Origin of the sequence: Mesorhizobium hawassense (assembly GCF_003289945.1) — a bacterium.
Taxonomy (GTDB): domain Bacteria; phylum Pseudomonadota; class Alphaproteobacteria; order Rhizobiales; family Rhizobiaceae; genus Mesorhizobium; species Mesorhizobium hawassense.
In genome coordinates this window covers 16,969-41,867 of the sequence record NZ_QMBP01000011.1, presented here as the reverse complement: position 1 = coordinate 41,867, position 24,899 = coordinate 16,969, and the positions used below count along the sequence as shown (strand labels likewise).

General features: G+C 62.3%; 27 protein-coding genes. 17 read left to right on the top strand and 10 right to left on the bottom strand.

What is annotated here, in order from left to right:
- Positions 1 to 3: 3 nt before the first annotated feature.
- From mobA to DPM33_RS21655, 9 genes are all read left to right on the top strand, one after another.
- Complete coding sequence (gene mobA / locus DPM33_RS21695) at positions 4 to 636, top strand: molybdenum cofactor guanylyltransferase MobA (protein WP_112099485.1); 633 nt, start codon at positions 4 to 6, stop codon at positions 634 to 636.
- Positions 633 to 1,148 (top strand): molybdopterin-guanine dinucleotide biosynthesis protein B, encoded by a 516-nt coding sequence (gene mobB, locus DPM33_RS21690; RefSeq protein WP_112099484.1) that lies wholly within the window; start codon positions 633 to 635, stop codon positions 1,146 to 1,148. The genes mobA and mobB overlap by 4 nt, the downstream gene beginning before the upstream one ends.
- Before the next feature lie 153 nt (positions 1,149 to 1,301).
- Complete coding sequence (locus DPM33_RS21685; protein WP_112099483.1) at positions 1,302 to 2,087, top strand: ABC transporter substrate-binding protein; 786 nt, start codon at positions 1,302 to 1,304, stop codon at positions 2,085 to 2,087.
- Positions 2,088 to 2,165: 78 nt separating this feature from the next.
- The gene (locus DPM33_RS21680) at positions 2,166 to 2,882 is read left to right on the top strand and encodes an ABC transporter permease (RefSeq protein ID WP_112099482.1); all 717 of its coding nucleotides are present in this window, start codon (positions 2,166 to 2,168) and stop codon (positions 2,880 to 2,882) included.
- The gene (locus tag DPM33_RS21675) at positions 2,879 to 3,703 is read left to right on the top strand and encodes an ABC transporter permease (protein ID WP_112099481.1); all 825 of its coding nucleotides are present in this window, start codon (positions 2,879 to 2,881) and stop codon (positions 3,701 to 3,703) included. The genes DPM33_RS21680 and DPM33_RS21675 overlap by 4 nt, the downstream gene beginning before the upstream one ends.
- A 113-nt stretch (positions 3,704 to 3,816) precedes the next feature.
- A complete protein-coding gene (locus DPM33_RS21670) occupies positions 3,817 to 4,686 on the top strand; it encodes an NAD(P)-dependent oxidoreductase (protein WP_112099480.1) in 870 nt (289 codons plus the stop codon).
- Between the two features lie 8 nt (positions 4,687 to 4,694).
- Complete coding sequence (locus DPM33_RS21665) at positions 4,695 to 5,399, top strand: DNA alkylation repair protein (protein ID WP_112099479.1); 705 nt, start codon at positions 4,695 to 4,697, stop codon at positions 5,397 to 5,399.
- Positions 5,359 to 5,937 (top strand): GNAT family N-acetyltransferase, encoded by a 579-nt coding sequence (locus DPM33_RS21660; RefSeq protein ID WP_112099478.1) that lies wholly within the window; start codon positions 5,359 to 5,361, stop codon positions 5,935 to 5,937. The genes DPM33_RS21665 and DPM33_RS21660 overlap by 41 nt, the downstream gene beginning before the upstream one ends.
- 59 nt (positions 5,938 to 5,996) lie before the next feature.
- Positions 5,997 to 6,569, top strand: coding sequence for a DUF3299 domain-containing protein (locus tag DPM33_RS21655; RefSeq protein ID WP_112099477.1), 573 nt, complete (start codon positions 5,997 to 5,999; stop codon positions 6,567 to 6,569).
- 340 nt (positions 6,570 to 6,909) lie between these two features.
- Here the strand turns inward: DPM33_RS21655 and DPM33_RS21645 are convergent, their stop codons facing one another.
- From DPM33_RS21645 to DPM33_RS21630, 4 genes are all read right to left on the bottom strand, one after another.
- Entirely contained in the window at positions 6,910 to 7,401 is a 492-nt protein-coding gene (locus DPM33_RS21645) for an Lrp/AsnC family transcriptional regulator (RefSeq protein WP_027169345.1), read from the bottom strand.
- 109 nt (positions 7,402 to 7,510) lie between these two features.
- Positions 7,511 to 8,128 carry a uracil-DNA glycosylase family protein gene (locus tag DPM33_RS21640; RefSeq protein ID WP_112099475.1) on the bottom strand — a complete coding sequence of 206 codons (618 nt, stop codon included), beginning with the start codon at positions 8,126 to 8,128 and terminating at the stop codon, positions 7,511 to 7,513.
- A 27-nt stretch (positions 8,129 to 8,155) separates the two neighbouring features.
- Positions 8,156 to 8,767, bottom strand: a complete 612-nt coding sequence (locus tag DPM33_RS21635; protein ID WP_112099474.1) for a glutathione S-transferase — start codon at positions 8,765 to 8,767, stop codon at positions 8,156 to 8,158.
- Between the two features lie 47 nt (positions 8,768 to 8,814).
- Positions 8,815 to 9,438 carry a thermonuclease family protein gene (locus tag DPM33_RS21630; protein WP_112099473.1) on the bottom strand — a complete coding sequence of 208 codons (624 nt, stop codon included), beginning with the start codon at positions 9,436 to 9,438 and terminating at the stop codon, positions 8,815 to 8,817.
- A gap of 76 nt (positions 9,439 to 9,514) precedes the next feature.
- On the opposite strand from DPM33_RS21630, the gene DPM33_RS21625 reads away from it, so the two are divergent.
- Complete coding sequence (locus DPM33_RS21625) at positions 9,515 to 11,041, top strand: sensor histidine kinase (protein WP_112099472.1); 1,527 nt, start codon at positions 9,515 to 9,517, stop codon at positions 11,039 to 11,041.
- Between the two features lie 16 nt (positions 11,042 to 11,057).
- Here the strand turns inward: DPM33_RS21625 and DPM33_RS21620 are convergent, their stop codons facing one another.
- On the bottom strand, positions 11,058 to 12,053 hold the full coding sequence (locus DPM33_RS21620) for a nicotinate-nucleotide--dimethylbenzimidazole phosphoribosyltransferase (protein ID WP_112099471.1): 996 nt from the start codon (positions 12,051 to 12,053) through the stop codon (positions 11,058 to 11,060).
- Between the two features lie 165 nt (positions 12,054 to 12,218).
- On the opposite strand from DPM33_RS21620, the gene DPM33_RS21615 reads away from it, so the two are divergent.
- Positions 12,219 to 12,449 (top strand): DUF1289 domain-containing protein, encoded by a 231-nt coding sequence (locus DPM33_RS21615; RefSeq protein ID WP_112099470.1) that lies wholly within the window; start codon positions 12,219 to 12,221, stop codon positions 12,447 to 12,449.
- Between the two features lie 9 nt (positions 12,450 to 12,458).
- Positions 12,459 to 13,163, top strand: a complete 705-nt coding sequence (locus DPM33_RS21610; RefSeq protein ID WP_112099469.1) for a retropepsin-like aspartic protease family protein — start codon at positions 12,459 to 12,461, stop codon at positions 13,161 to 13,163.
- 9 nt (positions 13,164 to 13,172) lie between these two features.
- Here the strand turns inward: DPM33_RS21610 and dusA are convergent, their stop codons facing one another.
- The gene (dusA, locus tag DPM33_RS21605) at positions 13,173 to 14,171 is read right to left on the bottom strand and encodes a tRNA dihydrouridine(20/20a) synthase DusA (protein ID WP_112099468.1); all 999 of its coding nucleotides are present in this window, start codon (positions 14,169 to 14,171) and stop codon (positions 13,173 to 13,175) included.
- 115 nt (positions 14,172 to 14,286) lie between these two features.
- Between dusA and DPM33_RS21600 the strand changes: the two genes are divergently transcribed.
- Entirely contained in the window at positions 14,287 to 15,348 is a 1,062-nt protein-coding gene (locus DPM33_RS21600; RefSeq protein WP_112099467.1) for a tyrosine-type recombinase/integrase, read from the top strand.
- Positions 15,349 to 15,613: 265 nt separating this feature from the next.
- Here DPM33_RS21600 and DPM33_RS21595 read toward each other — a convergent pair whose 3' ends face one another.
- A complete protein-coding gene (locus DPM33_RS21595) occupies positions 15,614 to 15,829 on the bottom strand; it encodes a helix-turn-helix transcriptional regulator (protein ID WP_112099466.1) in 216 nt (71 codons plus the stop codon).
- Between the two features lie 127 nt (positions 15,830 to 15,956).
- The gene (traA, locus tag DPM33_RS21590; RefSeq protein WP_112099465.1) at positions 15,957 to 19,001 is read right to left on the bottom strand and encodes a Ti-type conjugative transfer relaxase TraA; all 3,045 of its coding nucleotides are present in this window, start codon (positions 18,999 to 19,001) and stop codon (positions 15,957 to 15,959) included.
- Positions 19,002 to 19,174: 173 nt separating this feature from the next.
- Between traA and DPM33_RS21585 the strand changes: the two genes are divergently transcribed.
- Together DPM33_RS21585 and DPM33_RS21580 are read left to right on the top strand one after the other, a co-directional pair.
- Positions 19,175 to 19,501: a conjugal transfer protein TraD gene (locus tag DPM33_RS21585; RefSeq protein ID WP_112099624.1), complete on the top strand. Its 327-nt coding sequence runs from the start codon at positions 19,175 to 19,177 to the stop codon at positions 19,499 to 19,501.
- 1 nt (position 19,502) lies between these two features.
- Positions 19,503 to 19,736: a conjugal transfer protein TraD gene (locus DPM33_RS21580; protein WP_112099464.1), complete on the top strand. Its 234-nt coding sequence runs from the start codon at positions 19,503 to 19,505 to the stop codon at positions 19,734 to 19,736.
- 676 nt (positions 19,737 to 20,412) lie between these two features.
- Here DPM33_RS21580 and DPM33_RS21575 read toward each other — a convergent pair.
- Positions 20,413 to 21,183, bottom strand: coding sequence for a class I SAM-dependent methyltransferase (locus DPM33_RS21575; RefSeq protein ID WP_146770304.1), 771 nt, complete (start codon positions 21,181 to 21,183; stop codon positions 20,413 to 20,415).
- A gap of 225 nt (positions 21,184 to 21,408) precedes the next feature.
- Positions 21,409 to 21,816, bottom strand: coding sequence for a hypothetical protein (locus tag DPM33_RS21570; protein ID WP_112099462.1), 408 nt, complete (start codon positions 21,814 to 21,816; stop codon positions 21,409 to 21,411).
- A 957-nt stretch (positions 21,817 to 22,773) separates the two neighbouring features.
- Here DPM33_RS21570 and DPM33_RS21565 point away from each other — a divergent pair.
- The gene (locus tag DPM33_RS21565) at positions 22,774 to 23,430 is read left to right on the top strand and encodes a response regulator transcription factor (RefSeq protein WP_112099461.1); all 657 of its coding nucleotides are present in this window, start codon (positions 22,774 to 22,776) and stop codon (positions 23,428 to 23,430) included.
- Positions 23,427 to 24,803 (top strand): sensor histidine kinase, encoded by a 1,377-nt coding sequence (locus DPM33_RS21560; protein ID WP_112099460.1) that lies wholly within the window; start codon positions 23,427 to 23,429, stop codon positions 24,801 to 24,803. The genes DPM33_RS21565 and DPM33_RS21560 overlap by 4 nt, the downstream gene beginning before the upstream one ends.
- Positions 24,804 to 24,899: the final 96 nt, after the last annotated feature.

Sequence of the window (24,899 nt, the reverse complement as noted above, 5' to 3'; positions counted from 1 at the left end):
GCGATGGACCGAAGCGTTGCGGGGATCATTCTGGCCGGCGGCCAGTCGCGCCGGATGGGCGGTGGCGACAAGCCTCTGCTTTCATTGGGTAAAGCCAGGCTTATCGATCACGTCGCCGCGCGACTGAGGCCGCAGGTCGCAACCCTGGGGCTCAATGCGAACGGCGATCCCGCGCGATTTGCCGCCATGCGCCTGCCGGTGATCGAAGACACGGTGCCGGGCTATGCCGGCCCGCTGGCAGGCATTCTCGCCGGTCTCGAATGGGCATCCGGTCAAAGGGGCTGCCGGTGGCTGATAAGCGCCGCCGGCGACACCCCGTTCTTCCCCGACAACCTCGTCGAGCGCCTGACGGCCGCAACCCACGATCGGTCAAGCGCGATCGCCGTCGCCAGTTCTGACGGCAGATGGCACCCCACCTTCGCGCTCTGGCCGCTCGGCCTGCGCGACGCCTTGCGCCATTTCCTGGTCGACGAGGACAACCGGCGGGTCTCCGCCTTCATGGAGCGCCACGGTTTTATCCAGGTCGAGTTCCCAATGATCGAGGCGGACGGCCAGAAGATCGACCCGTTCTTCAACATCAACACGCCGGACGACCTTGCGGCGGCGGAGCGACTGTTGCAAAGCCTTCGGCAATGAGACGCGTATTCGGCATCACCGGCTGGAAGAACTCCGGCAAGACGACTTTGACCGAAAAGCTGGTCACCGAACTGGTGACGCGCGGCTGGACGGTTTCGACGGTGAAGCATGCCCATCATGACTTCGACATCGACAAGCCGGGCGCCGATAGCTTCCGCCACCGCCAGGCCGGCGCGACGGAGGTCGCGATCGTCTCCGGCCGGCGCTGGGCGCTGATGCACGAATTGCGGGGCGAGAATGAGCCGACGCTGGACGATATCCTGGCGCGGCTGGCGCCAGCGGACATCGTGCTGGTCGAAGGCTACAAGCGCGAGGCGCATAAGAAGATCGAGGCAAGGCGGCTCGAGGCCAGGGACCGGACACCGCTTTCGGTCAACGATCCGAACATCGTCGCGGTCGCCGCCGACTTCGCGATCGAAGGCGAAAAGCTGCCGGTTTTCGATCTCAACGATACCAAATCCATAGCCGACTTTGTCGAGCAGATTACCGGTCTCGTCGCTCAAACCAAGTAACGCTACGGCAGATGGCGATTGTCGTTTGCCGTTGATTTGCGGTTGCTTTTTTCTCGCAAAGAGTGGGAGTATCCACCCCAGCGGGCGGTCAAGAAACGACCACCCACAAAGAGCCGCACGGGACAGCGGCCATGACACTATGAGAGGATCATCATGCGTATTGCACTGCGTATCGCGCTTGCCGCTTCGGCCGCGCTGCTGACACTTGGCGTCGCCCAGGCACAGGAAAAGACCCTGAGGATCGGCACCGAAGGCGCGTACCCGCCCTTCAACAACCTGACTTCGGACGGCCAGCTGGTCGGCTTCGACATCGACATCGCCAAGGCTCTCTGCGACGAAATGAAGGTGAAGTGCACCTTCGTCGCGCAGGATTGGGACGGCATCATCCCGGCGCTCCAGGCCGGCAAGTTCGACGCCATCGTCGCCTCGATGTCGATCACGCCCGAGCGGGCCCAGAAGGTCGACTTCAGCCACAAATACTACAACACCCCGTCGGCCATCGCCGTGCCGAAGGATTCGCCGCTCAAGGGCGTGACCAAGGAGGACCTCGCCGGCAAGAACATCGGCGTCGCCACCACGACCACGCACTACAATTATGCGTCGAAGACCTACACGGACAGCACGATCAAGGGCTATCCGAGCAGCCCCGAGGAACAGGCCGACCTCGCCAATGGCCGCCTCGACGCCATCGAGGACGACATCGTCGTGCTGCAGCAGTGGCTGGATTCGCCTGACGGCGCCTGCTGCAAGATCCTCGGCCAGCCTTCGCCGCAGCCGGTCGAGATCTTCGGACCGGGCGCGGGCATTGCCGTGCGCAAGGGCGAGACCGATCTGGTCAACAAGCTGAATGACGCGATCGACGCCATCCGCAAGAACGGAAAGTACAAGGAAATCAACGACAAGTACTTCAAGTTCGACGTCTACGGCGCCGAATCCTGATCGATGAGCCAAGGGCGGCGAGGAACCCCTCGCCGTCCCTAAATCCTTCCGGGATCGCCACGGAGACACGACCCGTCAATGCCGGCCCAAAGCATTTGGACACTTCTCAGCTGGGGACCGGATGGCTGGAGTGACGACATTGCGTCTGGCGTTCTGGTCACCATCGTGCTGGCGCTCGCCACACTGCCGATCGGCCTGACGATCGGATTCTTCGTCGCCTTCGCCAAGCAGCATGAAGAACCTTCGCTGCGGCTCGCCGCCAACATTTACACCACGGTCTTTCGCGGCCTGCCGGAACTGGTGACGCTGTTCCTGTTCTTCTTCGGCATGCCGCTTCTGCTGCAATATATCGTGCGTCTCTTCAATCCGAATGCCACCATCGACGTCAACAGCTTCATAGCCGGCATGATCGTGCTGTCGCTGATCTTCTCCTCCTACGCCAGCGAGGTCTTCCTCTCGGCGTTCCGCGCCATTCCGAAAGGCCAGTACGAAGGCGGTTACGCCATTGGCCTGTCGAAATGGCAGACGATGCGGCTGATCATCCTGCCGCAGCTGATCCGCATCGCATTTCCCGGCCTGGAGAATTGCTGGCTGAGCCTGCTCAAGGACACCTCGCTGGTCTCGGTGGTCAATCTGGCGGAGACCTTGCGCCAGTCCGGCGTCGCGGCGCGCGTCACCAAGCATTCCTTCCTGTTCTACAGCGTCGCGGCGCTGATCTTCCTGGCGCTGGCCATCCTGTCGTCGATCGCCACGAGCTACATCCTGCGCCACCTCGGACGGAGGGAAGCGCGATGAGCGTCAGCCAGGCGATCGCCATCGACAAGCCGCCACCGCAAGGGCGCGGCTGGCCGCGCGCCCGCATCCTCGGCTACGCGCTAGTCGGCATCTGGGTGCTGTTCGGCGCCGGCATCGTCGCCTATCTGGTCTATGCATGGAACGCCGAGTTCTTCGCCAGATACGCCCCAGCCTATCTGCAGGGCCTGGGAACCACACTGTCGCTGGTGAGCATTTCAATGGTCCTCGGCGCCATCTTCTCGCTGCCGGTCGCCTATGGCCGCATGTCGAAGAACCGGCTCCTGTCCGGGCTCGCCTATTGCTATGTCTATTTCTTCCGTGGCACGCCGCTGCTGGTGCAGACCTACCTGGTGTATTACGGCATCGGCTCGTTCCGGCCCGAGCTGGAAACGGTCGGGCTGTGGTGGTTCTTCCGCGAAGCCTTCTATTGCGGTGTCTTCGCCTTCTCGCTCAACACCGCCGCCTATCAGGCCGAAATCCTGCGCGGCGCCATCGAGAGCGTGCCGCGCGGCCAATGGGAGGGTGCTGCCTCGCTCGGCCTGCACCGATTGCAGACGCTGCGCAAAGTGGTGCTGCCGCAGGCGATCATCGTCGCGCTCAGGCCCTATGGCAACGAGCTCATCCTGATGATCAAGGCGTCGGCGATCGTCGCGATCATCACCGTCTACGACCTGATGGGCAACGCCAAGCTCGCATATGCAAAGTCGTTCGACATCCAGGCCTATATCTGGGTGGCGATCGTCTATCTGGTTATGGTCGAGATCCTGCGTCACGGCGTCGAATGGATCGAGCGCCGGATCACCGTCCATCTGCATCGCTAGATTAAACGTCCAAGGCCTGTGCCAGTCGATGCGGCTTGCCGCGCCTTGACGAATTCGCTGCATGGCCTAGACGTTCCGGCACTGAAATCTCTGTTTTGTTGGAAGGCAGTCTTATGGCATCGGTTGCATTTCTCGGTCTTGGCGTCATGGGCTACCCGATGGCCGGGCATCTCAGGAACAAGGGCGGCCACGACGTCACCGTCTACAACCGCACCAAGGCAAAGGCCGAGCAGTGGGTGGCCCAGCATGGCGGCAGCCTGGCGTCGACGCCGGCCGAAGCCGCCCAGGGCAAGGACTTCGTCTTCTCCTGTGTCGGCAATGACGATGATCTGCGCTCGGTGACGACCGGCGCGAACGGCGCCTTCGCCGCGATGGAGAAGGGCGCCATCTTCATCGACAACACCACCGCCTCGGCCGAGGTCGCGCGCGAGCTCGACGAAGCGGCGCGCAAGGCCGGCTTCTCCTTCCTCGACGCGCCGGTCTCCGGCGGCCAGGCCGGCGCCGAGAACGGCGTGCTGACCGTCATGGTCGGCGGCGATCAGGCCGCCTTCGACAAGGCGAAGCCGGTCATCGACGCCTATGCCCGGATGGTCGGCCTGATGGGGTCGGCCGGCGCCGGTCAGCTGACGAAGATGATCAACCAGATCGCCATCGCCGGCCTCGTCCAGGGGCTGGCCGAAGGCATCCATTTCGGCAAGAAGGCCGGCCTCGACATCGAAAAGGTGATCGAGGTGATCTCCAAGGGCGCCGCCGGCTCCTGGCAGATGGAAAACCGCCACAAGACGATGAATGCCGGCAAATATGATTTCGGCTTTGCCGTCGACTGGATGCGTAAGGACCTCGGCATCTGCCTGGCCGAGGCCAACCGCAACGGCGCCAAGCTGCCGGTGACCGCACTGGTCGACCAGTTCTACAAGGATGTGCAGAACATGGGTGGCAAGCGCTGGGACACGTCCTCACTTCTCGCGCGCCTCGAACGCTAGGCGCTGCGATGCCCCTGCCCGATCCGAGCTGGAGCGCCGACGACATCGTCGCTCACCTGCACTCGATCGGCACGGAGGACAACCGGGTGGGCATGGCGCGCTTCGGCATCAACACCGCGAGCGCGCTCGGCATCGGCAATTCCGAATTGCGGCCGCTCGCGCGCAAGCTGAAGAAGAACCACGAGCGGTCGCTGCAGCTCTGGGACAGCGGCGTCCGCGAGGCGCGTCTGATGGCCGCCTTCACCGGCGAGCCGAAAAAGGTCGACATCGACCAGTGCCGGCGCTGGGCCGCCGATTTCGACAGCTGGGAAATCGTCGATACCGTTGCCGACCTGTTTGCCGACACACCGTTCTGGCGTGAGCTGATCGACGAATTTGCCGAAGACGAACGCGAATTCGTCCGCCGCACCGCCTTTGCCATGCTGGCTTGGAGCGCGGTGCACCTCAAGAAAGAGCCGGACTCGACCTTCCTTGCCTACCTGCCGCTGATCGAGAAACATGCCGGCGACCCGCGCAATTTCGTTCGCAAGGCGGTGAACTGGGCGCTGCGGCAGATCGGCAAGCGGTCGATGAGCCTGCACGCCCCTGCCCTTGCGCTGGCGGAAAAACTGGCGGCATCGTCCGACAGGACGGCGCGCTGGATCGGCAAGGATGCGGTGAAGGAACTGACGGATGCCAAACAGATCGCAAGGCTCGCAGCCGCAAAAACCTGACTTTGCCGGCATCCGCTTCGTCGAGGTGACGCAAGAGACACGGGACTATTTCGAAGATCTGTTCGAGCAGCCAGGCGCGCCGAAATATTGCTGGTGCATGGCCTGGCGCCAGTCCAGCCGCGCGCACGTCCAGAACGATGAGAAGAAGCGCATGATGACCGCGCTCATCGATGCCGGCACCCCCGTCGGCATCGTCGCCGAGCTCGACGGCAAGTCAGTCGGCTGGTGCTCGGTCGCGCCGCGCGAGACCTACCGGAAACTCTCGAAGCAGCAGGACGACAGCGAGACAGGCATATGGTCGATCGTCTGCTTCTATGTGCCGAGGGCGCTGCGCGGCGGCGGGCTGGCTTCCGCCCTGCTCGATGCCGCGATCGGCCATGCCTTCGGCAAGGGCGCGCGCATCGTCGAGGCCTATCCCGTCGACGACACGGCGCCGAGCTATCGCTTCATGGGTTTTCGCGACATGTTCGTCGCGCGCGGCTTCCATGAGGTCGGCACCGCCGGCTCGCGCCGCCATGTGATGCGGCTGAGCCGGTGAGATCGGTCACGACGCTTTTACTCGATTCCGCATATCGACTGACGGAGGATGGAGCGACCATGAACAAGCGTTTCAGAACATGCGCGGCGCTGGCGGCAGCGCTCCTCCTCGTGGCCACCGGAGCCGATGCCGCGGCCGACGTGGCTCATATCTTCTGGAAGGATCTTCGCCCCGCCGCGCAAGCCGTCGCCGAGGACGCAAACCTGCCGATGATCGCGGCAAAACTGCCCGATCACGGCGAGACGCTGTCGCTCAGCTTGCAGGACAAGACGATACAATTAGCCGGCTATGCACTACCCGTCGATCGCGACGGCGACCTCGTCTACCAGTTCCTGCTGGTGCCGTGGACCGGTGCCTGCAGCCACATGCCGACGCCGCCCCCGAACCAGATCGTGCTGGTCACGCCGGCGCGTCCTTACAAGATGAAAGAGGCCTATGAGCCGGTCGCCGTCACCGGCGTGCTGGAGCCCGGCATGGAGAAGAGCCAGCTCTTCATCCTCGACGGCGTCTCGGTCGTCGAATCGGGCTATACCGTGCGCAAGGCCGAGGTGGCGACCGTCGACACAGTGCCGGATGCGGTTACCCTGCCGGTCAACTCGCCGTGGAGTTTCCTCAACAAAAAGAAGAACTAAGCGCAACTGGAACGATTGCGACACAGGTAGCCGGGACGCTTATGTCACACTACGTTGCAATTCCAAAAATGCGAGGATAACTTTGGCTGAAATGATCAGCAGGCGCGCGACTCTATGCTGCAGCTTTTTCGGAAATCATTTGGTCCTCGCCCAATAATTTGGTTCACTAGCGCCTTTGTGTGGTTTTGCGCATTTAACTTCATACACAATCACTACCAGAAGTATTTCTTCTATGTGGCGGCGTTCGTTGTTCTAATCGATATCGCGTATGGGTATTTCTTGAAATTTCATGAAAGGCGAGACCGCCAAGAGTAACCCGACGGCCAATGGCCGCGGTCGATCACGCCGCGTTCGCGCCCGATTCCTTGTCCAGCATCATGTAGTCGAGCGGAATCTCGGTCGTGTATTTGATCTGCTCCATGGCGAAGGACGAGGACACGTCGCGGATTTCGATCTTGGCGATCAGCCGCTTGTAGAAGGCATCGTAAGCCGCGATGTCCGGCACCACGACGCGCAGCAGGTAATCGACGTCGCCGCTCATGCGGTAGAACTCGACCACCTCGGGAAACTCCTGGATGACCTCGGAGAAGCGGCGCAGCCATTCATGGCTGTGCGAATTGGTGCGGATCGACACAAACACGGTGACGCGCACATTGACCTTCTCATGGTCGAGGATTGCGACGCGGCGCTTGATGACGCCCTCTTCCTCGAGCTTCTGGATGCGCCGCCAGCACGGCGTGGTGGACAGGCCGACTTTCTTGGCGACGTCGGCCACCGCAAGCGTGGCGTCCTCCTGCAGGAGGCGGAGAATTTTTCTGTCGAGGCGATCCATGGGGGAGGCTCCAGGGGAATAGTTTGGCTATAATCCCTTTTATCGGAGGCTTTCACAAGAAAGAAATTCTGCCGATGTCGGCAAAAGCGAGTGATATCTTGCGGAATGTCTAATCGATGCGATAGCGGATTTCCGACCTCAGGAAGGGCAGCAAATCCATTTCAAACCAGGGATTCTTCTTCAGCCAGCCGGTGTTCCGCCAGGACGGATGCGGCAGCGGCAGCACTTTCGCAACGCCCGATCCATCCCATATGTCGCGCCAATTTCTGACCGTCTCCGTCAGCGACGGCAGGCGCCCCGTGCCCATGTGCCAGGCCTGCGCATAGCCGCCGATGGTTAGCACCAAATTGATCTGCGGCATCAGTGCCATCAACTGGGCGCGCCAGGCCGGCGCGCATTCGCGACGCGGCGGCAGATCGCCGCCTTTGGCGTCCTGCCCCGGAAAACAGAAGCCCATCGGCACGATGGCGAATTTTCCGGTGTCATAGAATTCCTGCGAGGTGACGCCGAGCCAGCTTCTCAACCGATCTCCCGAGGTATCGGTGAACGGCATGCCCGACAGATGCACCTTGGTGCCGGGCGCCTGGCTGGCGAGCAGGATGCGCGCCCGCGAAGACGGCAGGAGAACCGGCCGCGGTTCGTGCGGCAAGGGCCGGCCGAGCGGATGTTCCACGCAAATGCGACAGGCCCGCACCTTCGCGGTAAGGCGCTCCAGCGTTTCGCTCATATCCGGCGATCTATCCAATAGCGTCGCTCAGGCCGTTGCGCTCGGCCGGCTCGTCAGCGCCGCATACCAGCGCAGCACGTTCGTGCACTCCTCCGGCACCTTGATGCGGGCTGGTTTCATGAAATCGACGGCGATCATACCGGTGATGTCGGCGACCGAATAGGCATCGCCCGCGGCGAATTCCCGCTGCGCCAGTTCCTTGTCGAGGAGATGCAGGAATTCGATCGCCTTCGGCTTGTTGGCCTCGCCCCATTCCGGAATCTGCGGCACTTCCCACTCCTTCATCGCCGGATGGATGTGCCGGAACGCGGCCGCGACGCTGACCATGAGGTTCAGTTCCAGGCGTCTTTGCCACATCTCGACCATTGCCTTGCCGAGCGCGCCCTCGCCGAACAGCGCCGGCTCGGGATGCAACTCCTCGAAATAGCGGCAGATCGCGATCGATTCTGTGATGATGGTGCCGTCATCGAGCTCGAGCACCGGCAGGCGCCGCAGTGGGTTGCGCTGCGCCACCTCGTCGCCGCGATGCTCCAGCGCGCCCATGTCGACCGGCACCAGCGGAACCGTCAGCCCCTTTTCGGCGAGGAAGACGCGCACCCGCCGGGGATTGGGGGCCCGGCCACCGTCGAACAGCTTCATTCTATCCTCCCAATTCCCTCACCGATCCTAGAGCGCCGGTCCGTCCCTCACCAGAAGCGAATGAATTCGCGCAATGCATCGCCGAACGAGGCCAGCATACCGTGCTTGCGCTCGACCGGCGCATCGTGATGGCCGTCGCGCCAGTCCCGCGGCTCCTCGAATGTGCCCGCCCAGATGCCGACCTTCGCCACCCTCGCCACCGCTTCTTCCGTCTCGAAATCGCCGAAGGCGACTGCCCATCCGGCCTGCACCTGGGAACGGTTGAGATCGGTGTCGCCTGCCTTGCAGTCGCCGAGCAGCCGGCCGTAGCGGTCTCGCTGCCAGCCGCTGCAGGAAACCGGCCTGCCGGCGATCAGCCGCACCAGCGACTGCCGGGCGAGCTTGCCGCACGGATAGTCGGCGCCGGCCTTCTGGCAGGTCTGCTGATACTCCGGAGCGTCGATGCCGCGCATGCGGATGCGCTCTGCCCCGAGCGTGATCGAATCGCCGTCATTGACGATCGCGGTGCCTTGCTCCTTGCGCGTTTCAAAACGGTCGAGCCGCGCCGCCACCAGGATCAAGAGCCCGAGCAGAAGGATGGCCAACCCGTAGTCCAGCAGCTTGCGCCAGAGGCTTCGCGGCGGGCTTGCCGCGTAACGCCGGCGCGGTCCTTGCGGGCCGAAACGGCTCATATGGCAAACAGTCTCTTAATCATTCGAACGTAGCTTAACGAACTGGAAATTGCCGCGCGCAGAAATTGAAGTCCGTATGCCTTTGCTACGCTCGAACACAGCGGATAAATTCATTGTGGACCGCCGTAAACCGCACCGCAACAGCGATGTGGCGCGTGCGGTGCGCAAGACGCGCGACCGCCTCTCGCAGCAGGCGGGCAGCCTCGACTTCGACCGAGAACTGCTGAAGCTGCATGCACGCGCCATGATCGTCAGCGCGGTCGCGATCCCGCCGCTCGTGCTTTCCGTGGCGGGCATCGGCTGGCTGGCGGGCCTGGAGAGCCGGATCATTATCTGGGCGCTCGCGACGCTGCTCTGCTACGCGATCGTCGCCTTCATGGCGCGGCGCGTGGAACGAACCGAGGCGGCCGAGCTCGACCCGGTGCTGGCGCGGCGCGACTTCCTGATCGGCCATTTCCTGTGCGGCCTTGGCTGGGCATGGTTCGCCTGGATCGGCTGCGCCACATGCCAGATCGACCAGTTCCATGTGGCCAAGGCCATGGTGCTGCTGATCGCGATGGCAACGACGGCGATCCTTGCGTCCTCGCTTGGCGGCGCTCTGTTCGCGACCTTCGCCATCCCCGTTGCCGTTTATGTCTACGCCGTTATCCGACTGTGGATGCCGATCGAAGCCACGATGGCGGCGCTTCTCATCGCCGCGCTTGTCTTCTTCGGTTATTTCGCGCGTCATCTCAACCGGGCTTCGTTGATGCTGCTCTCGTTCCGCTCCGAAAAGGACGCGCTGATCGCCGAGGTGGAGACGGCGAAATCGATGTCGGACGAGGCAAGGCGGCGCGCCGAGGACGCCAATCTGGCGAAGTCGCGCTTCCTCGCCTCGATGAGCCACGAACTCAGGACGCCGCTCAACGCCATCCTCGGCTTCTCCGAAGTGATGGCCAATGAAGTGCTGGGTCCGATGAACAATCCGACCTACCGCGACTATGCCCATGACGTGCATGAGTCCGGCCAGCATTTGCTCGATCTGATCAACGAGATCCTCGATCTGTCGCGCATCGAAGCCGGCCGCTACCAGCTCAACGAGGAGCCGGTGGTGCTGCTGACTATCGTCGAGGACTGCTGCCACATGATGGAGCTGCGCGCCCGCAACAAGGACATCCGCATCGTCCAGGAGTTCGAGGAGACCCTGCCGCGCCTCTTCGCCGACGAGCGCGCGGTGCGGCAGATCACGCTCAACCTTCTGTCGAACGCGATCAAGTTCACCCCGTCCGGCGGCGAGGTGCGCGTGCGGGTCGGCTGGACGGCGGGCGGCGGCCAGTATGTTTCGGTCAAGGACAATGGCCCGGGCATCCCGGAAGAGGAAATTCCGGTGGTGCTTTCGGCCTTTGGACAGGGCTCGATCGCCATCAAGAGCGCCGAGCAGGGAACCGGTCTCGGTCTGCCGATCGTGCAGGGCCTGCTCGCCATGCATGGCGGCGAGTTCGAGCTTCATTCCAAGCTGCGTGAGGGCACCGAGGCGATCGCCATCTTCCCGCTGAGCCGGGTGATGGAGGAACTGCCGGCTTTGCCGACCACGGCTGTCGCGGCGGCGCGCGCACGCCGTTGAAGCAACCTTGTCGGCTCTAACGCCGGACAGCCATCGCCATGCCGGAACTGGTCAGCGCCGCGGCCTTGACGATGCCGGTGGCCAGCGCAGCCCCCACCCCTTCGCCATGGCTGATGCCGAAGTCGAGCAGCGGCCGCAATCCGAGCGCTTCGGCCGCTTTGGCGTGGCCAGGCTCGAGCGACAGGCTGGCGAGCAGGCAATGATCGAGCGTGCCGGGATTGACCGCATAAAGGACAGCGGCCGCGGCGGTCGCCACGAACCCGTCGAGCAGGACGGGGATCTTCTGCATGCGCGCCGCGAGAATGGCGCCGCATATCGCCGCGAACTCGCGACCGCCGACCCGCCGCAAGGCCTCGAGCGGGTCGCCGAGAGCGGAACCATGAAACGCCAGCGCCCGATCCACGACCTCGGCCTTGCGTGTGATCATCGTCGCATCGGCGCCTGACCCCGGGCCGACCCAGTCCGCGCCCTTGCCGCCGAACAGCGCGGCGCAGAGCGCGGCGGCAATCGTCGAATTGCCGACCCCGAGATCGCCCAGGCACAGAAGATCGGCGCCACCGGCGACCGCCTCCATGCCGAAGGCCATGGTCGCGGCACAACCGCGCTCGTCGAGCGCGGCTCCCTCGGTGATGTCGGCCGTGGGAATGTCCAATGCCAGGTCGAAGACTTTCAGGCCGAGATCGTTGGCGATGCAGACCTGGTTGATCGCTGCTCCGCCGGCGGCGCAGAGCTCGACTTCATTGGCGGTCGCAGCCACCGGCCGCGGCGAAATGCCATGCCGTACCGCGCCGTGATTGCCGGCGAAGATCGCAACAAGGGGCCGGTTGATCGCCGGCGGCGCGCGCCCGCTCCAGGCAGCCACCCAAGCCGCTATGTCCTCGATGCGACCGAGCGATTCCTTCTGCTTTTCGGCCTTGGCGAAGAGCGCACGGACGCGGGCGTCGGCCGCGTCATCGGCGGGCGGCAACGCCGCCAGGAGGCTTCGGAAATCGTCGAAAGGCGTTGCGGTCATAGATGTCGGTCGCGGTTCGTTGCGGAAGTTGCACGCGGCATAGCCGCCTTCTCCGTGCTGCACAACCGCCTGACGATGCCGCGAACGCGCTGCCTTGCGGCGTGTTGCGGAGGGCTTGCATTGCTCCGACGGTTGCACCATGTGGAATAAAGGCAAGAGAACAGCATGACCGCCATCGAATCCCCCTGCATCCTGGTCTGTTCGATCGACATGAAAACCGGCTTCTGCTTCGGTTGCGGGCGCACGCGCGACGAGATTTCCGCCTGGCTGACGATGACCCCTGAAGCGCGCCGGTCAGTGATGGCCGCACTGCCGGCACGGTTCGAAACGGTCGAGCGGCGGCCGCGCCGCGAAACAAGGCGTACCCGCATGGCGCGCGAGCGCGGCGTTTTGTGAGAAAGAACCATGAACCGGCTATTCTGGATCGTGATGGCGGTGATCGGCGTCGCCGTCGTGCTGCTCATGCTCAACAATTCGGCCGGCAGCACCTTCGACATGAACAACAATGATTTCGGCCGGCTGATCTGGGTCGGCGTGCTGGTCATGGTGATCGGCGCCAGCCTGCTCCGCTCCGGCCGGCCGCTCGGCGACATGGCGCGCAATCTCGGCGTCTGGGCCGCGTTCGTGCTCGTGCTGATCGCAGGCTACCAGTATCGCTACGAGTTGCAGGACGTCGCGAGCCGCGTCACCGCCGGCCTTGTCCCGGGCAGCCCGCTGGCACTCGGCGTGGAGAACGGCCGCCCGACCGTCACGCTCGACAAGGCCGACAACGGCCATTTCGAAGCCCGCATCCTGGTCAACGGCACGCCGGTGCGCGCCGTGGTCGACACCGGCGCGACCAGCACGGTGCTGACGTCCGAGGATGCGCAAGCCGCGGGCTTCAACCCGGCGGCGCTCAGCTACAATGTGGACGTCTCCACCGCCAACGGCATGGCCCGAGCCGCGACCGTCAGGACCGATCAGGTGGCGATCGGCGGCATCGTGCGCAAGGACATGACCGTGATGGTCGCCGCGCCCGGCATGCTGGAACAAAGCCTGCTCGGCATGAACTTCATCGGCTCGTTGTCGGGCTTCGACGTACGCGGCGATCGCATGATCCTGCGGGATTAACCGGAAGTATCAGGCCGCCTCGGCCTCGGCCGCGGCGAAATTGATTGCCGCGAACGCGTTCTTCAGCACCTCCGGCCCGGCGCCGGGCTTGTTCGCATCCGTGGAAAGGATCTGGCGGAAGCGGCGCGCGCCGGGCAGGCCGTGGAACAGTCCGACCATATGGCGGGTGATGTGCCCGAGCCGCCCGCCCCGCTCGATATGGCGCGCGGCATAGCCGCCCATGGCGTCGATCAGCGCCGCGTAGTCGAAGGCGGCGACCGCCTCGCCGTAGAAGGCGGCATCGACGCCGGTGAGGATACCGGGTGTATGATAGGCGGCGCGGCCGAGCATCGCGCCATCGACATGCCCGAGATGCGCCGACACTTCGCCGAGCGATTGAATGCCGCCGTTGATGCCGATGAATTCATTCGGTTTTCTGGCCTTCAGCCGATAGACGCGCTCGTAATCGAGCGGCGGGATTTCGCGGTTCTCCTTGGGGCTCAACCCCTCCAGCCAAGCCTTGCGGGCATGCACCCAGAGCGCGTCGGCGCCGGCTGCGAGCACGCCGTCGGCAAGCGTGTCGAGGGCAGGCTCGGGGTCCTGGTCGTCGACGCCGATGCGGCATTTGACCGTGACGGGGATCTTTACCGCTGCCTTCATTGCCGCGACGCATTCCGCCACCAGCACCGGCGTCTTCATCAGGCAGGCGCCGAACGTTCCCGACTGGACGCGGTCGGACGGGCAGCCGACATTCAGGTTGATCTCGTCATAGCCGAAGGCCTCGCCGATCCGCGCTGCCTCGGCGAGCTTTGCCGGATCCGACCCGCCAAGCTGCAGCGCCACCGGATGCTCGACATCGTCGAAACCGAGCAGTCGTTCGCGTGCGCCATGGATGACCGCGTCCGCCACAACCATCTCGGTGTAGAGCAACGCGCGCCCCGTCAACTGGCGGTGGAAGAACCGGCAGTGCCGGTCCGTCCAATCCATCATGGGCGCCACGGCCACTCTATGGTCTTGATTTTTCAGCATTTTTTCTTTAACATCAAATCGTTAGAACATGCCAAGTGCACACGAATTTACGCCAGAATACGACCCTTTTCGCCACGTTTCGATCTCTCAGTGCACACGGAGCGCACACGAAAAAATGGCTACCTATACAAAGCTCTCGTCCGGTTCTTGGCGCGTCCAAGTCCGTCGCAAGGGTCGCTACGTCAGCGAGACCTTCCTGCGCCGAGACGACGCACGGCGCTGGGCGACCGAAACCGAGCGCCAGGTCGATCGTGGTGAGACGCCGACCAAGTCCCGTATAGCGCGCCTTAAAACCTTCGGCGAACTTATCGACCTTCATATCGACGACATGTGCGATGTAGGCAAGTCCCCTCGCCGCTCTAAGGCCGCGGCCCTTAATATGCTCCAAAGACATCTGGGGAAATGCAACATCGCAGCGCTTGATCGCGAGCGGCTCATTCGTTTCGGTCGCGACCGCGCCGCACAAGGCGCCGGACCGATGACCCTTGGCATCGACATCGGCTTTGTAAAGCTCATTCTGACTCATGCCGCTGCGGTGCACGGCCTGCCCGTCAAGGTCGAACCGGTCGATTTGGCGCGTGTCGCCCTAAAAAGACTTGGCCTTGTTGGGAAAGGCCATCAGCGCGATAGGCGACCGACCCAGGACGAACTGGACAAGCTCATCGCTCATTTCGATGCAAACGCTCGCCAAATAGCACCTGTTGGCCAGATCATACGTTTCGCAGTCGCAACCGCGATGCGCCAGGAGGAAATATGCAACGCGCGGTGGTCCGATATGGACGCCCGCACGCGCATGCTTCTGATCCGTGACCGCAAAGACCCTCGTAACAAAAACGGTAACAATCAACGCATACCGTTGTTCGCCGCAACCGGATACGATGCGTGGACCATTGTTGAGGATCGGTTGGCCAAGCGAAGGAATGGCGATGACCGAATTTTTCCATTCAATCATAGGTCAGTCGGAACAGCCTTCCGCCGAGGGTGTGCTGAGCTGGACATCCACGACCTTCATTTTCACGACTTGCGGCACGAAGGAACGAGCCGCCTGTTCGAAGCTGGGTTCACAATCGAACAGGTAGCGTTGGTTACAGGGCACAAAGATTGGAAGATGCTGCGCCGCTACACACATCTAAAGCCGGAGGCGCTTCATATTATTTACGCGGCGAAGGCCGCATAGTTAAGGTGAGAGGGGTGTCGGCCTGCGTTGAGTGCTATGATCGCGCAAGTCGACGACGAGATGCCTGCGTTCGTTGTCGGTTAGCCGAGCAACGTAAACGACATGGCGTCACCGTCTGATGCCGAATGGCGATCAGGCCGGCATCGGGTAAAATGTGGGGATCAGTTGCAGCGCTTCGATTACTAGCGGTTGCTTACTAGAGGACGGCCCACCGCCGTCACGTCTCCGAGACCTGCCAGTCGGCTAGCGGCCCTTTCCAGCGCCGTTAGTCGCTGTTTTGTCGTGCCGCACTGGTGTGCCAGGAGACAGGATCAGCGACCCACCGATTGATATCGGATTCCCTCCATCCCGCACCGTTTACGCTGATCTTGATCTGAGCCGGGAAGGTGCCTTCGGCGATTTTTCGGTATATCGTTGAGCGAGACAAGCCGGTCCGCGCGAGGACGGTCGTAAGGCGAATGATACGATCCGGTTCAGGCATGGCTGCCTTGCCTTTCGCTGAGAGCATCTGACACCTGCTGGAACCAGACAGGCAGCCCAGGCCTCGCGCAATCAGATTTGTAATCTCGTCGACCTGGGGCGTGGGACCGGCGGCAAATCGGAGGGGTTCAGATACCGATACCGAGCCCCCTGCCGATGCCGTGGCTGAGTGCGAGTTCCGCACCAAGGCGCCGACCGGATTCGACCTGGATGCCAAGGGCCTTCTTGTGATTGGCGAGCAGCGATTCCAGTTGCGGATCGCGCTCGAGGCTCTTGGCCATGTCGGACATAGCCGAGCGCGTTGACTTGTAGCCGGACATGTCGCCGGCCTGGTATTGCTCCTGGCTCGTCCGGTGAAGCTTCTGCCAGCGTTCCACGAAACGGTCCGCGCGGCGGATCGGATCGATGTCCATCCCGGTGCGGATTTCCGTTTCAAGCTGAAGAGCGAGCACGATGCGGTTGACGCGGCCGGTCGCCGCTTCACGAACCAGTTCCGGATTCTTGACGTAGGCCGCTTCGGCATCGCGCCAGCCATGCGGCCGAACCTTCTCGAATGCGCTGCGGGCCTCCCTCAATTCGCGCATCTGCTCGGGACTTCCCTGCCCGTCGGCATTTCCAGTGCTGATGATCGAATCGATGGCGCGCGCATGACGCACAAGCGCCTTCGTGCGAGCGCGGCGCAACGCCGCTTCCGGGTCCACCGGCACATCCGTTTCGCGATACGCTCCCCTGGCGGAAGCTTCTCTTCCAGGCGTGGGGCCGGCATCTCCAATTTGCGCTCCAACATTTTCCCTTACCGGCCGCCCACGGTCTTGTCTGGGCTCGGCATCTCCTGGCGAGCGCAACCCGTCGAGCAGCCCGCCGATCCTGTCGCGCAGCTTCTCCGGAACGATCCGGCGCACGATCTCGACCACGCGTTGCCGGAAGGTGATCCCGCGCCGCTCGGCATAATGTTGCGCCGGGTCGATACGGTCGTAGTCCGACGCCATGTCCTTGGCGCGGTCGCGTGACAGCGTCCGAACGAGCCGTTCGCGGGTCGCGAAGTCATCGCTGCCGTAATGCAGGTCCGTCCCGTCTCGATGCCGCGACAGGGCGACATAGCTGCCATGCGCATCCATGCCAGGCGTCGCCAGTACATGCGTGCGGTCGACGGTCATGCCCTGGGCCTTGTGAATGGTCGCGGCATAGCCGTGGTCGATGTGAGCATAGTCTTTCAGGTCGAACCGTACGGGCCTGCCGTCATCGGTGCGCGCCGTCATACTCTGTGTGCTGATTTCCTCTACGGTGCCAAGCGTGCCGTTCTTGACACCGAGCCCGCGCTCGTTGCGCAAGAACATGACGCGATCGCCGCTTGCGAAGTTTCTTGCGCCGCGCTCGACATTCACCTGAACATCGTCGCCGAGATCTCCCGCAGCGCGCATGCGCTCGCGCGCCGCCTTGTTGAGCGCGCGAACCTCGTCGTTTGTGTGGGTGAGAATGATCCGGCTTGCCTCTGGATGTGCCTGCCTGTCGCGGTCCCAGCGCTCGACCAGATCGCTGCGCGCCTCATTGCGCGTGGCAGCCTGGTGCACCATACCTTGCGCGTCATAGGCGCCGATCGCAGCGCCGATCCTGCCGGTTGCCAGATCGCGCGTGGCCTCGCGCTGCCAGTCCTCGCGCTGCCGGCGCACCTGACCGATCTCGACGCCGCCATGACGCTCATGGATGGAGCGGAACGCAGCGCCGGCCTCGATCGCCTGCAGTTGCTGCGGATCGCCGACCAGCACAACCTTTGCGCCAACGTCCGCTGCATGGGAGAGCACGCGCTCCAACTGGCGCGTGCCGACCATGCCGGCTTCGTCGATCACCAGCACATCGCGCGCGGCGAGAAGATCCCTGCCCTGTTCCCAGCAATGTTCCATACTGGCGATGGTGCGCGACGAGATCCCCGACCCGCTTGCGAGATTCTCGGCAGCAATGCCGGAGAGCGCCGCGCCTCGAACCTCGTAGCCCGCTGCCGCCCATGCCTGGCGCGCAACACCCAGCATGGCGCTCTTGCCGGTTCCGGCAAACCCGACGACGACATCAAGACCGCGGCCCTCGGTGATGTGATCCAGTGCACCGGCCTGCTCGCCCGAGAGGACAAGACCGCCTTGCGCTGCGCGCGCCAAAGCCGCCTCGCGATCTGCGTCACTCACCGCATGACGCTCTTGTCCAGCCATGCGTTCTGCCGCGCGATGCAGGCGCTGTTCGGTCTCGATCATCTGCCGCGTGGTGAAGCGATCTTCACCGCGTCCGTCCTTGCCGAGTTCGACCAGGTCAGGCGCTCCGCTGATGGCTCCCATCACCGCGTCGAACTGTTCCATTCCGTCGCTGTGGCGATGCGCGAACTTCGCAATGTCTTTGCGTGTAAAGGTCGATTGCTGATGCGTGATGGCATCCAGCGCCAGGCCAGGATCGGCGATGATGCGCGCGCCATTGTCGCGCGCGATCTCGCGATGCAGTTCGGTGCGCTCTGCTTCATTGCCGGCAACGTCAATGTCGCTGCCCTCAATGCGTTTGGCCGGTGCACCAATCTGGGTTTGCGGCTCCAAGGCAATACCTTGCGCCTCCAGACTGCGATGATCGATGCGGGCGTCGATGTCGAGTTCGGCCAGGCGCTCATTGGCAAGTTCCGCCCAACGCTGGCGCCAGCGCTCAACCAGCTCGGTTTGGTTCCAGTCGCGCACTTTCGGACCAAAACCGTTCTCGTCGACCGACCGCATGGTGAGCATGACATGGGCATGCGGTTTCGGGCTGCCATCCTCTGCCCTGTCCCAATGCACATTGATATCGGCGACCATGCCTCGGCTGACGAACTCGGCCTGAACGAAGTCTCGTGCCAGTTCGATCCCTTGCGCCTGGCTCAGTTCGCGCGGGAGGGCGAATTCCACCTCGCGGGCAAGCTGAGCATCCCTGCGCACCTCGAACGCCTCGACGTCGTTCCACAGCCGTTCGCGGTCACTCCAGGCATCTGGCGCATTCTCTGGCAGCAGGACCTCGGAATGGACGACCCCGCGCTTGGCCGAGAAGTCGTGACTTCGATCGATGCGCTCATCCCGTAGCCGCGAGGCCGAGCGGTAGGCGGCAGACGCTACAGCGCTGCTCCCTGCCTTGCGGCCAATGACCTTGACGTGAAGATGAAAGATCGCCATCGCGACCAGACTATTTGCACGTCAAAGCGCACGTCGGCACGACGTATAAGCGCGCCCTCCCTCGAAAAATTCTCGGGATGGACCAGCCCGTCTCGGGCTGTCTCGGCAGCCCTGAAGCCTTCCGGCAGCTGCTCCCCTATCATCGCCGCATCGACAATCGAAGGAGACAGCACATGCGTAAACCACGGGATTTTGACGCCGAACTGAAAGCACTGGAGGAAAAAGCCAATGAGCTGAAAAACCGAAAGGTGCAGCAGCTTGGCGAGCTGGTGATCGCCACCGGCGCCGATCAACTCAGCACCGACGAACTGGCCGGTGCACTGGTCGCGATCGCCGAGACGAAGGACGCCGCAAAGCGTGAGGCATGGGCCAAGCGTGGGGTGATGTTTTTCGACAGTCGGTCCCGGCGAACTGCTTCACAATCTCAGCGCAACCTGCGCGGCGCTCCAGCGCAACCGGGCAGCCCGCAATCGCCGGCAAGCGGCTCTGGCTCGGCATGACATGCGCACCTGGCAGGTCGAACGCCGCAAACGCACCCGGCACCTGATCGAGCTCGGCGGGCTCGTCGTCAAGGCGGGTATCGTTAATCTGACCGCCGATGATCGTGCCACTATCTACGGCGCTCTGCTCTGGACGGCTGACAAGCTCAAGAGCGATCAAGGTGAACAGATACGAGAAATATGGTCGAAGAGAGGTTGGGAGGCGTTCATCGGGGAACCAAGGCAAGAACAGTGACAAGCGCCGGCGCCGTGGGCTGACTCGCATAGCGGGCGACGCGAGGATCTCACATTTCGCAGCGTCGCCCGCCATTATGCCGGCAGGCGAGGCTGGCTTTTGAAGCGCCGAACGTCTCGATTGGGGCACAATGCGGAACGACCGACTAAGGACGAATTGACTCGAAAGAGGACCCTTGCATTTGGCAGGAATGTTCGTTTTGGCAGGCCTAGGTCGCGTCGATTTTTTTGTGAGGAATTCGGCACAAAGGTCAAGCTGAGGATTGATTCGGCTGCTCAACGACGGTCAAGGAACTGAGTCTGACCGCCTTCCGCGTCCGGCCACTGGAACGTCGAGCCAGCACTTCGCCCTCAGGCAGCACCCGGTGATGGAGTTGAAGGCCCCTGTCTCGAGCACATCGTTTGTTTCGCCATCCACGGAACCAAGTCGGCATACATCCGGAACTCAATGTCCGACCTTCAAGAAAGCGGCTCGCAACGCCTTCATGAACCGCGCTCCACGGCCGCCTGGTTGTGCGATGCGACCGTCAATCACCGCACTACGTGGTCCGATATCGATCGCCTTGTCGTAACCCTCGTGGATCGTTTGGACAACTAGGAACGGGAGACCTCCGCCAGTTGGGCGCGCTCCTCTTATATGGATGCTGCAGCTATGACCTCCGCTCCTTGCCTGACATTTACACCTTACATAGTCGGGCCACGAGGCCGCGAAACCCGAACGGCAACCAGACCGGGTGGATTTCGATTTGATCGGACCCAAACGCGCTGTTAACCAACAAGTCCTCCAGTCCTCTTTGGTCAAATGTTTGCTTGGTTTCAGGACCGATGAACTGCAACCCCCTCATGTAAGAGCAATCCGTCACGTAGATCGACATGGTACCGCCCCGGCGCAATACCCTGCGAGCTTCCTTGAGGGCGGTTCCTTCCGAGGAACAAAAGTAGATCACGTTGACAGCCAGAACTTTGTCAAAGGTGGCGGTTTCCAGTGGCAGCTGCTCGAATCTGCCCTGGATCAATTTCACCTTTCCGTCCTCAATTGCTCTTCGATTTCGAGACTGGGCCTGACGAAACATGGTCGGCGACCGATCCACTCCAATAATCGTTCCTGCGCGCGCAAGCTTGGCCATTCTCTTGAGGGCCCAACCCGGCCCAAATCCCATTTCGAGCACATCATCACGTTCGGCGATGTCCAATAGTTCGATGGCCCGCATGTTTGGCACATGGTTTATCAGCCCCATGACGGCCCCGGCTACGCGCCCACAAATACCTTCCGGCCTGGCAAACTGTTTTGCGATAAAGTTGTGCAGGCCCAAGGTGCCTATGTCATCAAGGGGCGCTACCCTTGCCTCGGGCGATGATGTCAGGCGCGCTCGCTGGCCAGGCACTTCTGGAGGCTCGCGGTCATGGCTCAGACTGCAACTGTCGACCCCAGGAACCAATGGTGTCACTGGCCACTCCTAGGCTTCTCATCTAGCATTCGCGGCTACTTTTTGTTGCGGCCGATACCCGCATACGACCGATCAGCGACCGCATAAGTGTACTCCCGACCATCGAGGAAAACGGGACAGTTCAGCCGGGGTTGGGGTGGCTCAGCCTTCCGGAGCAATGGACCATTGATGTTTCCCGCGCCTTACCGCGGGAATACATTTTCGTAAGGAGGGTGCGGGGCGCACTTAGTTGTCCGTCACCTGGGGCACGGCAGATGAATCATCGGATCCGTCGGTCTCGGTAGCAGAACCTGCACCTGTGCCCGTCGTGCCGGGGCCACCTATATTGTCCTCGCCCTGGCCGTCAGCAGCTTCCGGGTCGCCATCATGGCCACTAGAGCTTCCGCTGCTGCTGCTGTGGCTATCGCCGCCATCACCGCCGTCATTGCTGCCGCCGCCGTTGCCGCCGTCGTGACCGCCGTCGCCACCGCCACCGCCGTTACCACCGCCGCCCTCGGACTCGGCGTGGGCAGCGGCAGGCACGATCTTGGCAGCACCGTGAAGCGCCAAATTGTAGGGTGCAATGGTGAGCATCAGCGCCGTCGATGCGCGCAGCGTGAGCCAGACAAGTCGGTTGAAGGGAATTTTGGTCATATTATCCTCCGCGTGAAGTTTCTGTTATTAAGCCAGTTCGGCCGAAGATATCGCAGCCGTGCAGCAACTGCCGGGTCCAGCGAACATGCCCGCAAAGGCGGCTGGAATGAGAGTGCGATACATGAGGTCTCCAATCGGGTGGGTTGGGGGGTGCAATGCGATTGGTAATTCAATCTGTAGGCTACGACGGCTTGCGACCGTCACTGGTACGAGATAGCGAATCCAAGCTGACAACCGGCTGACAGCCATTTTCGGGTGTCGCCGGCCAACCTTTGGCTACCGGCAACGACTTTTCGATCACAGGCGTGCTAATTTCAGACGCCCAAGGCAAGTCTGCATAACTTCGGATTGCACATGGTCGCGTCGAAGGAGTTCGGCGAGGCGGCGCGATAGCCGCTGCCCAGGTCATAGAGGACGGCTGGAGTTAAGCGTCGCGTGAAATGTCTACTTCGCTCGCCTGTACGGCTGACAGCCGGATTTGGGCTCGGGCGAGTTTGCGAGAGCAAGGATGCTTTCGCATCTCCGGGCGTCCGAGAGGCGTAGCTCACCAACTCGTAAGCGCGTCCGGATTTTGGCTGAAGCGACTTTGACGCCTGGCTTTAGGGGCTTTCCAGACTGACGGTCTTCAGGCGGAAGGAGACTGCCCGGTTTGGAGTTAGCCGGAGCCAAAGCAGACAGACAGGCGCCCCCCGCGTGTAGGCGGCAAGGGCTTCCATCCACGGTCCGGCATGCACGGTGGAACGGCTTGCTGCGAGCGGCCTGGATACCTAGGATCGGCGAGATCGGCCAGTCGCATGTACAGCCTGTCCACTCGCTTACGATTGGTCTCGCAACTGTGACTGCACACGCCCGGGGCACCCCTATTCTGCCTGCAAAATGCCGCGATGGAGTTCCTTGATCCGCAGCCGGACCGGAAAGACATCCGGTTCATAGCAACACACAAAGGCATCACAAGCCATGCGCCTGCTCCTGGTTGAGGATGATTTGATCCTCGGCTCTTCGCTGAAGAAGGCTCTTGAAAAGCACGCCTACGGGGTGGACTGGATGCAGGATGGCGAGGCTGCAATTGCGGGGCTCGAGGATCTCGCCTTCGACGTGGTCGTGCTCGACGTCAACCTGCCCGGGGTGGACGGGATTGAAGTTCTGCGCTCGGCGCGGAAGAACCGAAACGATGTGCCTATCCTTCTGCTCACTGCCCGCGATACGTCCCTGCAAAAGGTCGAAGGGCTCGACAGCGGAGCCGACGATTATCTAATCAAGCCGTTCGACCTCGACGAATTGCTGGCACGGCTGCGCGCCCTCATACGCCGACGGGAGGGCCGCACTGAAGTCATTCTCAAAAGCGGCGACATCGAATTGGATCCGGCGGCAATGGTGGTGCGCGGCGCCGAGGGCCAGATCGCTATGACCGCCAAGGAATTCCGGCTGCTAAAGCTTCTGATGGAGCGCGCGGGCAAGTACGTCACAAAGAGTGACATCGAATACGCGCTTTACAGCGCCGATAGCGCGGTGGAAAGCAACACGACCGAGGTCATCATCTACAATCTGCGCAGGAAGCTTGGGGCCGAGTTCATCCGCTCCATCCGGGGCGTCGGCTATATGGTCGAGGCATGAGGCGTCTGACCCTTACTTGGAAGCTGTTTCTGCGGATAACACCGACGATCCTCATCGCGATTGCAATAATAGGAGCCCTTGCCTTCCGTTCAGCCCGGAGTGAGATCGACAAGATCTACGACGCCAAGCTGATCAATGACGCCAACGAGCTTTGGACGCTGCAGGAACATCAGATCGAAGCGCCTGGAAATAATCCACCGAAGCAAGTCAAGGACATGGACTTTGCGATGGGCAACCAGCTCGCCATCAACGATCAGGCGGATGACTATGCCGACGCGCACATATTTCGCCTGTGGAAGGACGGCAAGATCCGTATTTTCTCCAATGGCGCCTTCCCGGAGAGCGTCCCCGCCCAGCGGGCCGGCTTCAACACGCTAAATTACGCCAACGAGCTATGGCGTGTCTATTCGTTGCCTATCCCGAACACCGGCATCATCGTCGAAGTCGGCGAAAAGCGAGTCCTTCGCGACACTCTGGTGTCGAACATCATGCTCAATCTGTTCTTTCCGCTGATGGTGCTGGTGCCGGTCATCGGGCTGCTGGTCTGGTACGGCATCGGCGACGGCCTGCGACCCATTCACGGCTTGGTCCGCCAGATCCGCAGCCGATCGCCCGACGACCTCTCCGTAATCTCGATGGATGCATTGCCGCGCGACCTGCATCCGCTGGGCATGTCAGTGAACCAGTTGCTCAGCAAGCTCGACCGATCGCTGACGGCAGAAAGACGCTTCGCTGACCTGGCAGCGCACCAGCTACGAACGCCCCATGCCGGGATTAAGCTTCTGCTGCAGATGCTGGCCGATGCAGATGGCGAAACGGAGCGAGAGACGATCCTCGCCGATCTCACGGCCAGCAACGAAAAGGCCACCCGCCTCGTCAAGCAGATGCTGGAAGCGGCACGCATCAGCCATCAGCCGCTCGACCCGAAAGTAGTCCGGCTCTATGATGTCACTGCGTCGCTGATCGCCGAATTCGGCACGTTCATCACGCTGAAGCGGCATGATGTCTCGCTCGCCGGAGACGAGTCGGCCGAAGTCAACACGGACGAGCCCATGCTTCGTCTATTGATTGGCAATTTGATCGACAATGCGATCAAATACACGCCGGTTGGCGGTAAGATCAGGGTCTTGATCTCGCCTAAACCCGGCGCTTGGGCGCTTTCAATCGCCGACAGCGGCCCGGGCATTGCCCCCAAGCATCGGGAGGCGGTGTTCCGACGGTTTTATCGCGTGAACGTGCCCGAGGTGGAGGGAACCGGAATGGGTCTTGCCATCGTCTCGGGCATTGTTGAGCGTCTTTCCGCAAACATCACGCTCAGCACGCACTCGCCCAGCGGCGGCCTTCATGTTGCGGTGACATTGCCGCAGGCCTGATGCCACTGTCTCGGCTTCGATTTCAGTTTCGCTTCATCGTCACCTAATCCCGGCCTCAGCAACGGCTGCTAGGCAGGAGCGGCTTTTTCCAAGACC

Excerpts from the sequence above, each read along its gene's own strand:
- mobA (WP_112099485.1), top strand. The coding sequence starts at position 4 with ATGGACCGAAGCGTTGCGGGGATCATTCTGGCCGGCGGCCAGTCGCGC.
- mobB (WP_112099484.1), top strand. The coding sequence starts at position 633 with ATGAGACGCGTATTCGGCATCACCGGCTGGAAGAACTCCGGCAAGACG.
- DPM33_RS21685 (WP_112099483.1), top strand. The coding sequence starts at position 1,302 with ATGCGTATTGCACTGCGTATCGCGCTTGCCGCTTCGGCCGCGCTGCTG.
- DPM33_RS21680 (WP_112099482.1), top strand. The coding sequence starts at position 2,166 with ATGCCGGCCCAAAGCATTTGGACACTTCTCAGCTGGGGACCGGATGGC.
- DPM33_RS21675 (WP_112099481.1), top strand. The coding sequence starts at position 2,879 with ATGAGCGTCAGCCAGGCGATCGCCATCGACAAGCCGCCACCGCAAGGG.
- DPM33_RS21670 (WP_112099480.1), top strand. The coding sequence starts at position 3,817 with ATGGCATCGGTTGCATTTCTCGGTCTTGGCGTCATGGGCTACCCGATG.
- DPM33_RS21665 (WP_112099479.1), top strand. The coding sequence starts at position 4,695 with ATGCCCCTGCCCGATCCGAGCTGGAGCGCCGACGACATCGTCGCTCAC.
- DPM33_RS21660 (WP_112099478.1), top strand. The coding sequence starts at position 5,359 with ATGCCAAACAGATCGCAAGGCTCGCAGCCGCAAAAACCTGACTTTGCC.
- DPM33_RS21655 (WP_112099477.1), top strand. The coding sequence starts at position 5,997 with ATGAACAAGCGTTTCAGAACATGCGCGGCGCTGGCGGCAGCGCTCCTC.
- DPM33_RS21645 (WP_027169345.1), bottom strand. The coding sequence starts at position 7,401 with ATGGATCGCCTCGACAGAAAAATTCTCCGCCTCCTGCAGGAGGACGCC.
- DPM33_RS21640 (WP_112099475.1), bottom strand. The coding sequence starts at position 8,128 with ATGAGCGAAACGCTGGAGCGCCTTACCGCGAAGGTGCGGGCCTGTCGC.
- DPM33_RS21635 (WP_112099474.1), bottom strand. The coding sequence starts at position 8,767 with ATGAAGCTGTTCGACGGTGGCCGGGCCCCCAATCCCCGGCGGGTGCGC.
- DPM33_RS21630 (WP_112099473.1), bottom strand. The coding sequence starts at position 9,438 with ATGAGCCGTTTCGGCCCGCAAGGACCGCGCCGGCGTTACGCGGCAAGC.
- DPM33_RS21625 (WP_112099472.1), top strand. The coding sequence starts at position 9,515 with ATGCCTTTGCTACGCTCGAACACAGCGGATAAATTCATTGTGGACCGC.
- DPM33_RS21620 (WP_112099471.1), bottom strand. The coding sequence starts at position 12,053 with ATGACCGCAACGCCTTTCGACGATTTCCGAAGCCTCCTGGCGGCGTTG.
- DPM33_RS21615 (WP_112099470.1), top strand. The coding sequence starts at position 12,219 with ATGACCGCCATCGAATCCCCCTGCATCCTGGTCTGTTCGATCGACATG.
- DPM33_RS21610 (WP_112099469.1), top strand. The coding sequence starts at position 12,459 with ATGAACCGGCTATTCTGGATCGTGATGGCGGTGATCGGCGTCGCCGTC.
- dusA (WP_112099468.1), bottom strand. The coding sequence starts at position 14,171 with ATGCTGAAAAATCAAGACCATAGAGTGGCCGTGGCGCCCATGATGGAT.
- DPM33_RS21600 (WP_112099467.1), top strand. The coding sequence starts at position 14,287 with ATGGCTACCTATACAAAGCTCTCGTCCGGTTCTTGGCGCGTCCAAGTC.
- DPM33_RS21595 (WP_112099466.1), bottom strand. The coding sequence starts at position 15,829 with ATGCCTGAACCGGATCGTATCATTCGCCTTACGACCGTCCTCGCGCGG.
- traA (WP_112099465.1), bottom strand. The coding sequence starts at position 19,001 with ATGGCGATCTTTCATCTTCACGTCAAGGTCATTGGCCGCAAGGCAGGG.
- DPM33_RS21585 (WP_112099624.1), top strand. The coding sequence starts at position 19,175 with ATGCGTAAACCACGGGATTTTGACGCCGAACTGAAAGCACTGGAGGAA.
- DPM33_RS21580 (WP_112099464.1), top strand. The coding sequence starts at position 19,503 with ATGCGCACCTGGCAGGTCGAACGCCGCAAACGCACCCGGCACCTGATC.
- DPM33_RS21570 (WP_112099462.1), bottom strand. The coding sequence starts at position 21,816 with ATGACCAAAATTCCCTTCAACCGACTTGTCTGGCTCACGCTGCGCGCA.
- DPM33_RS21565 (WP_112099461.1), top strand. The coding sequence starts at position 22,774 with ATGCGCCTGCTCCTGGTTGAGGATGATTTGATCCTCGGCTCTTCGCTG.
- DPM33_RS21560 (WP_112099460.1), top strand. The coding sequence starts at position 23,427 with ATGAGGCGTCTGACCCTTACTTGGAAGCTGTTTCTGCGGATAACACCG.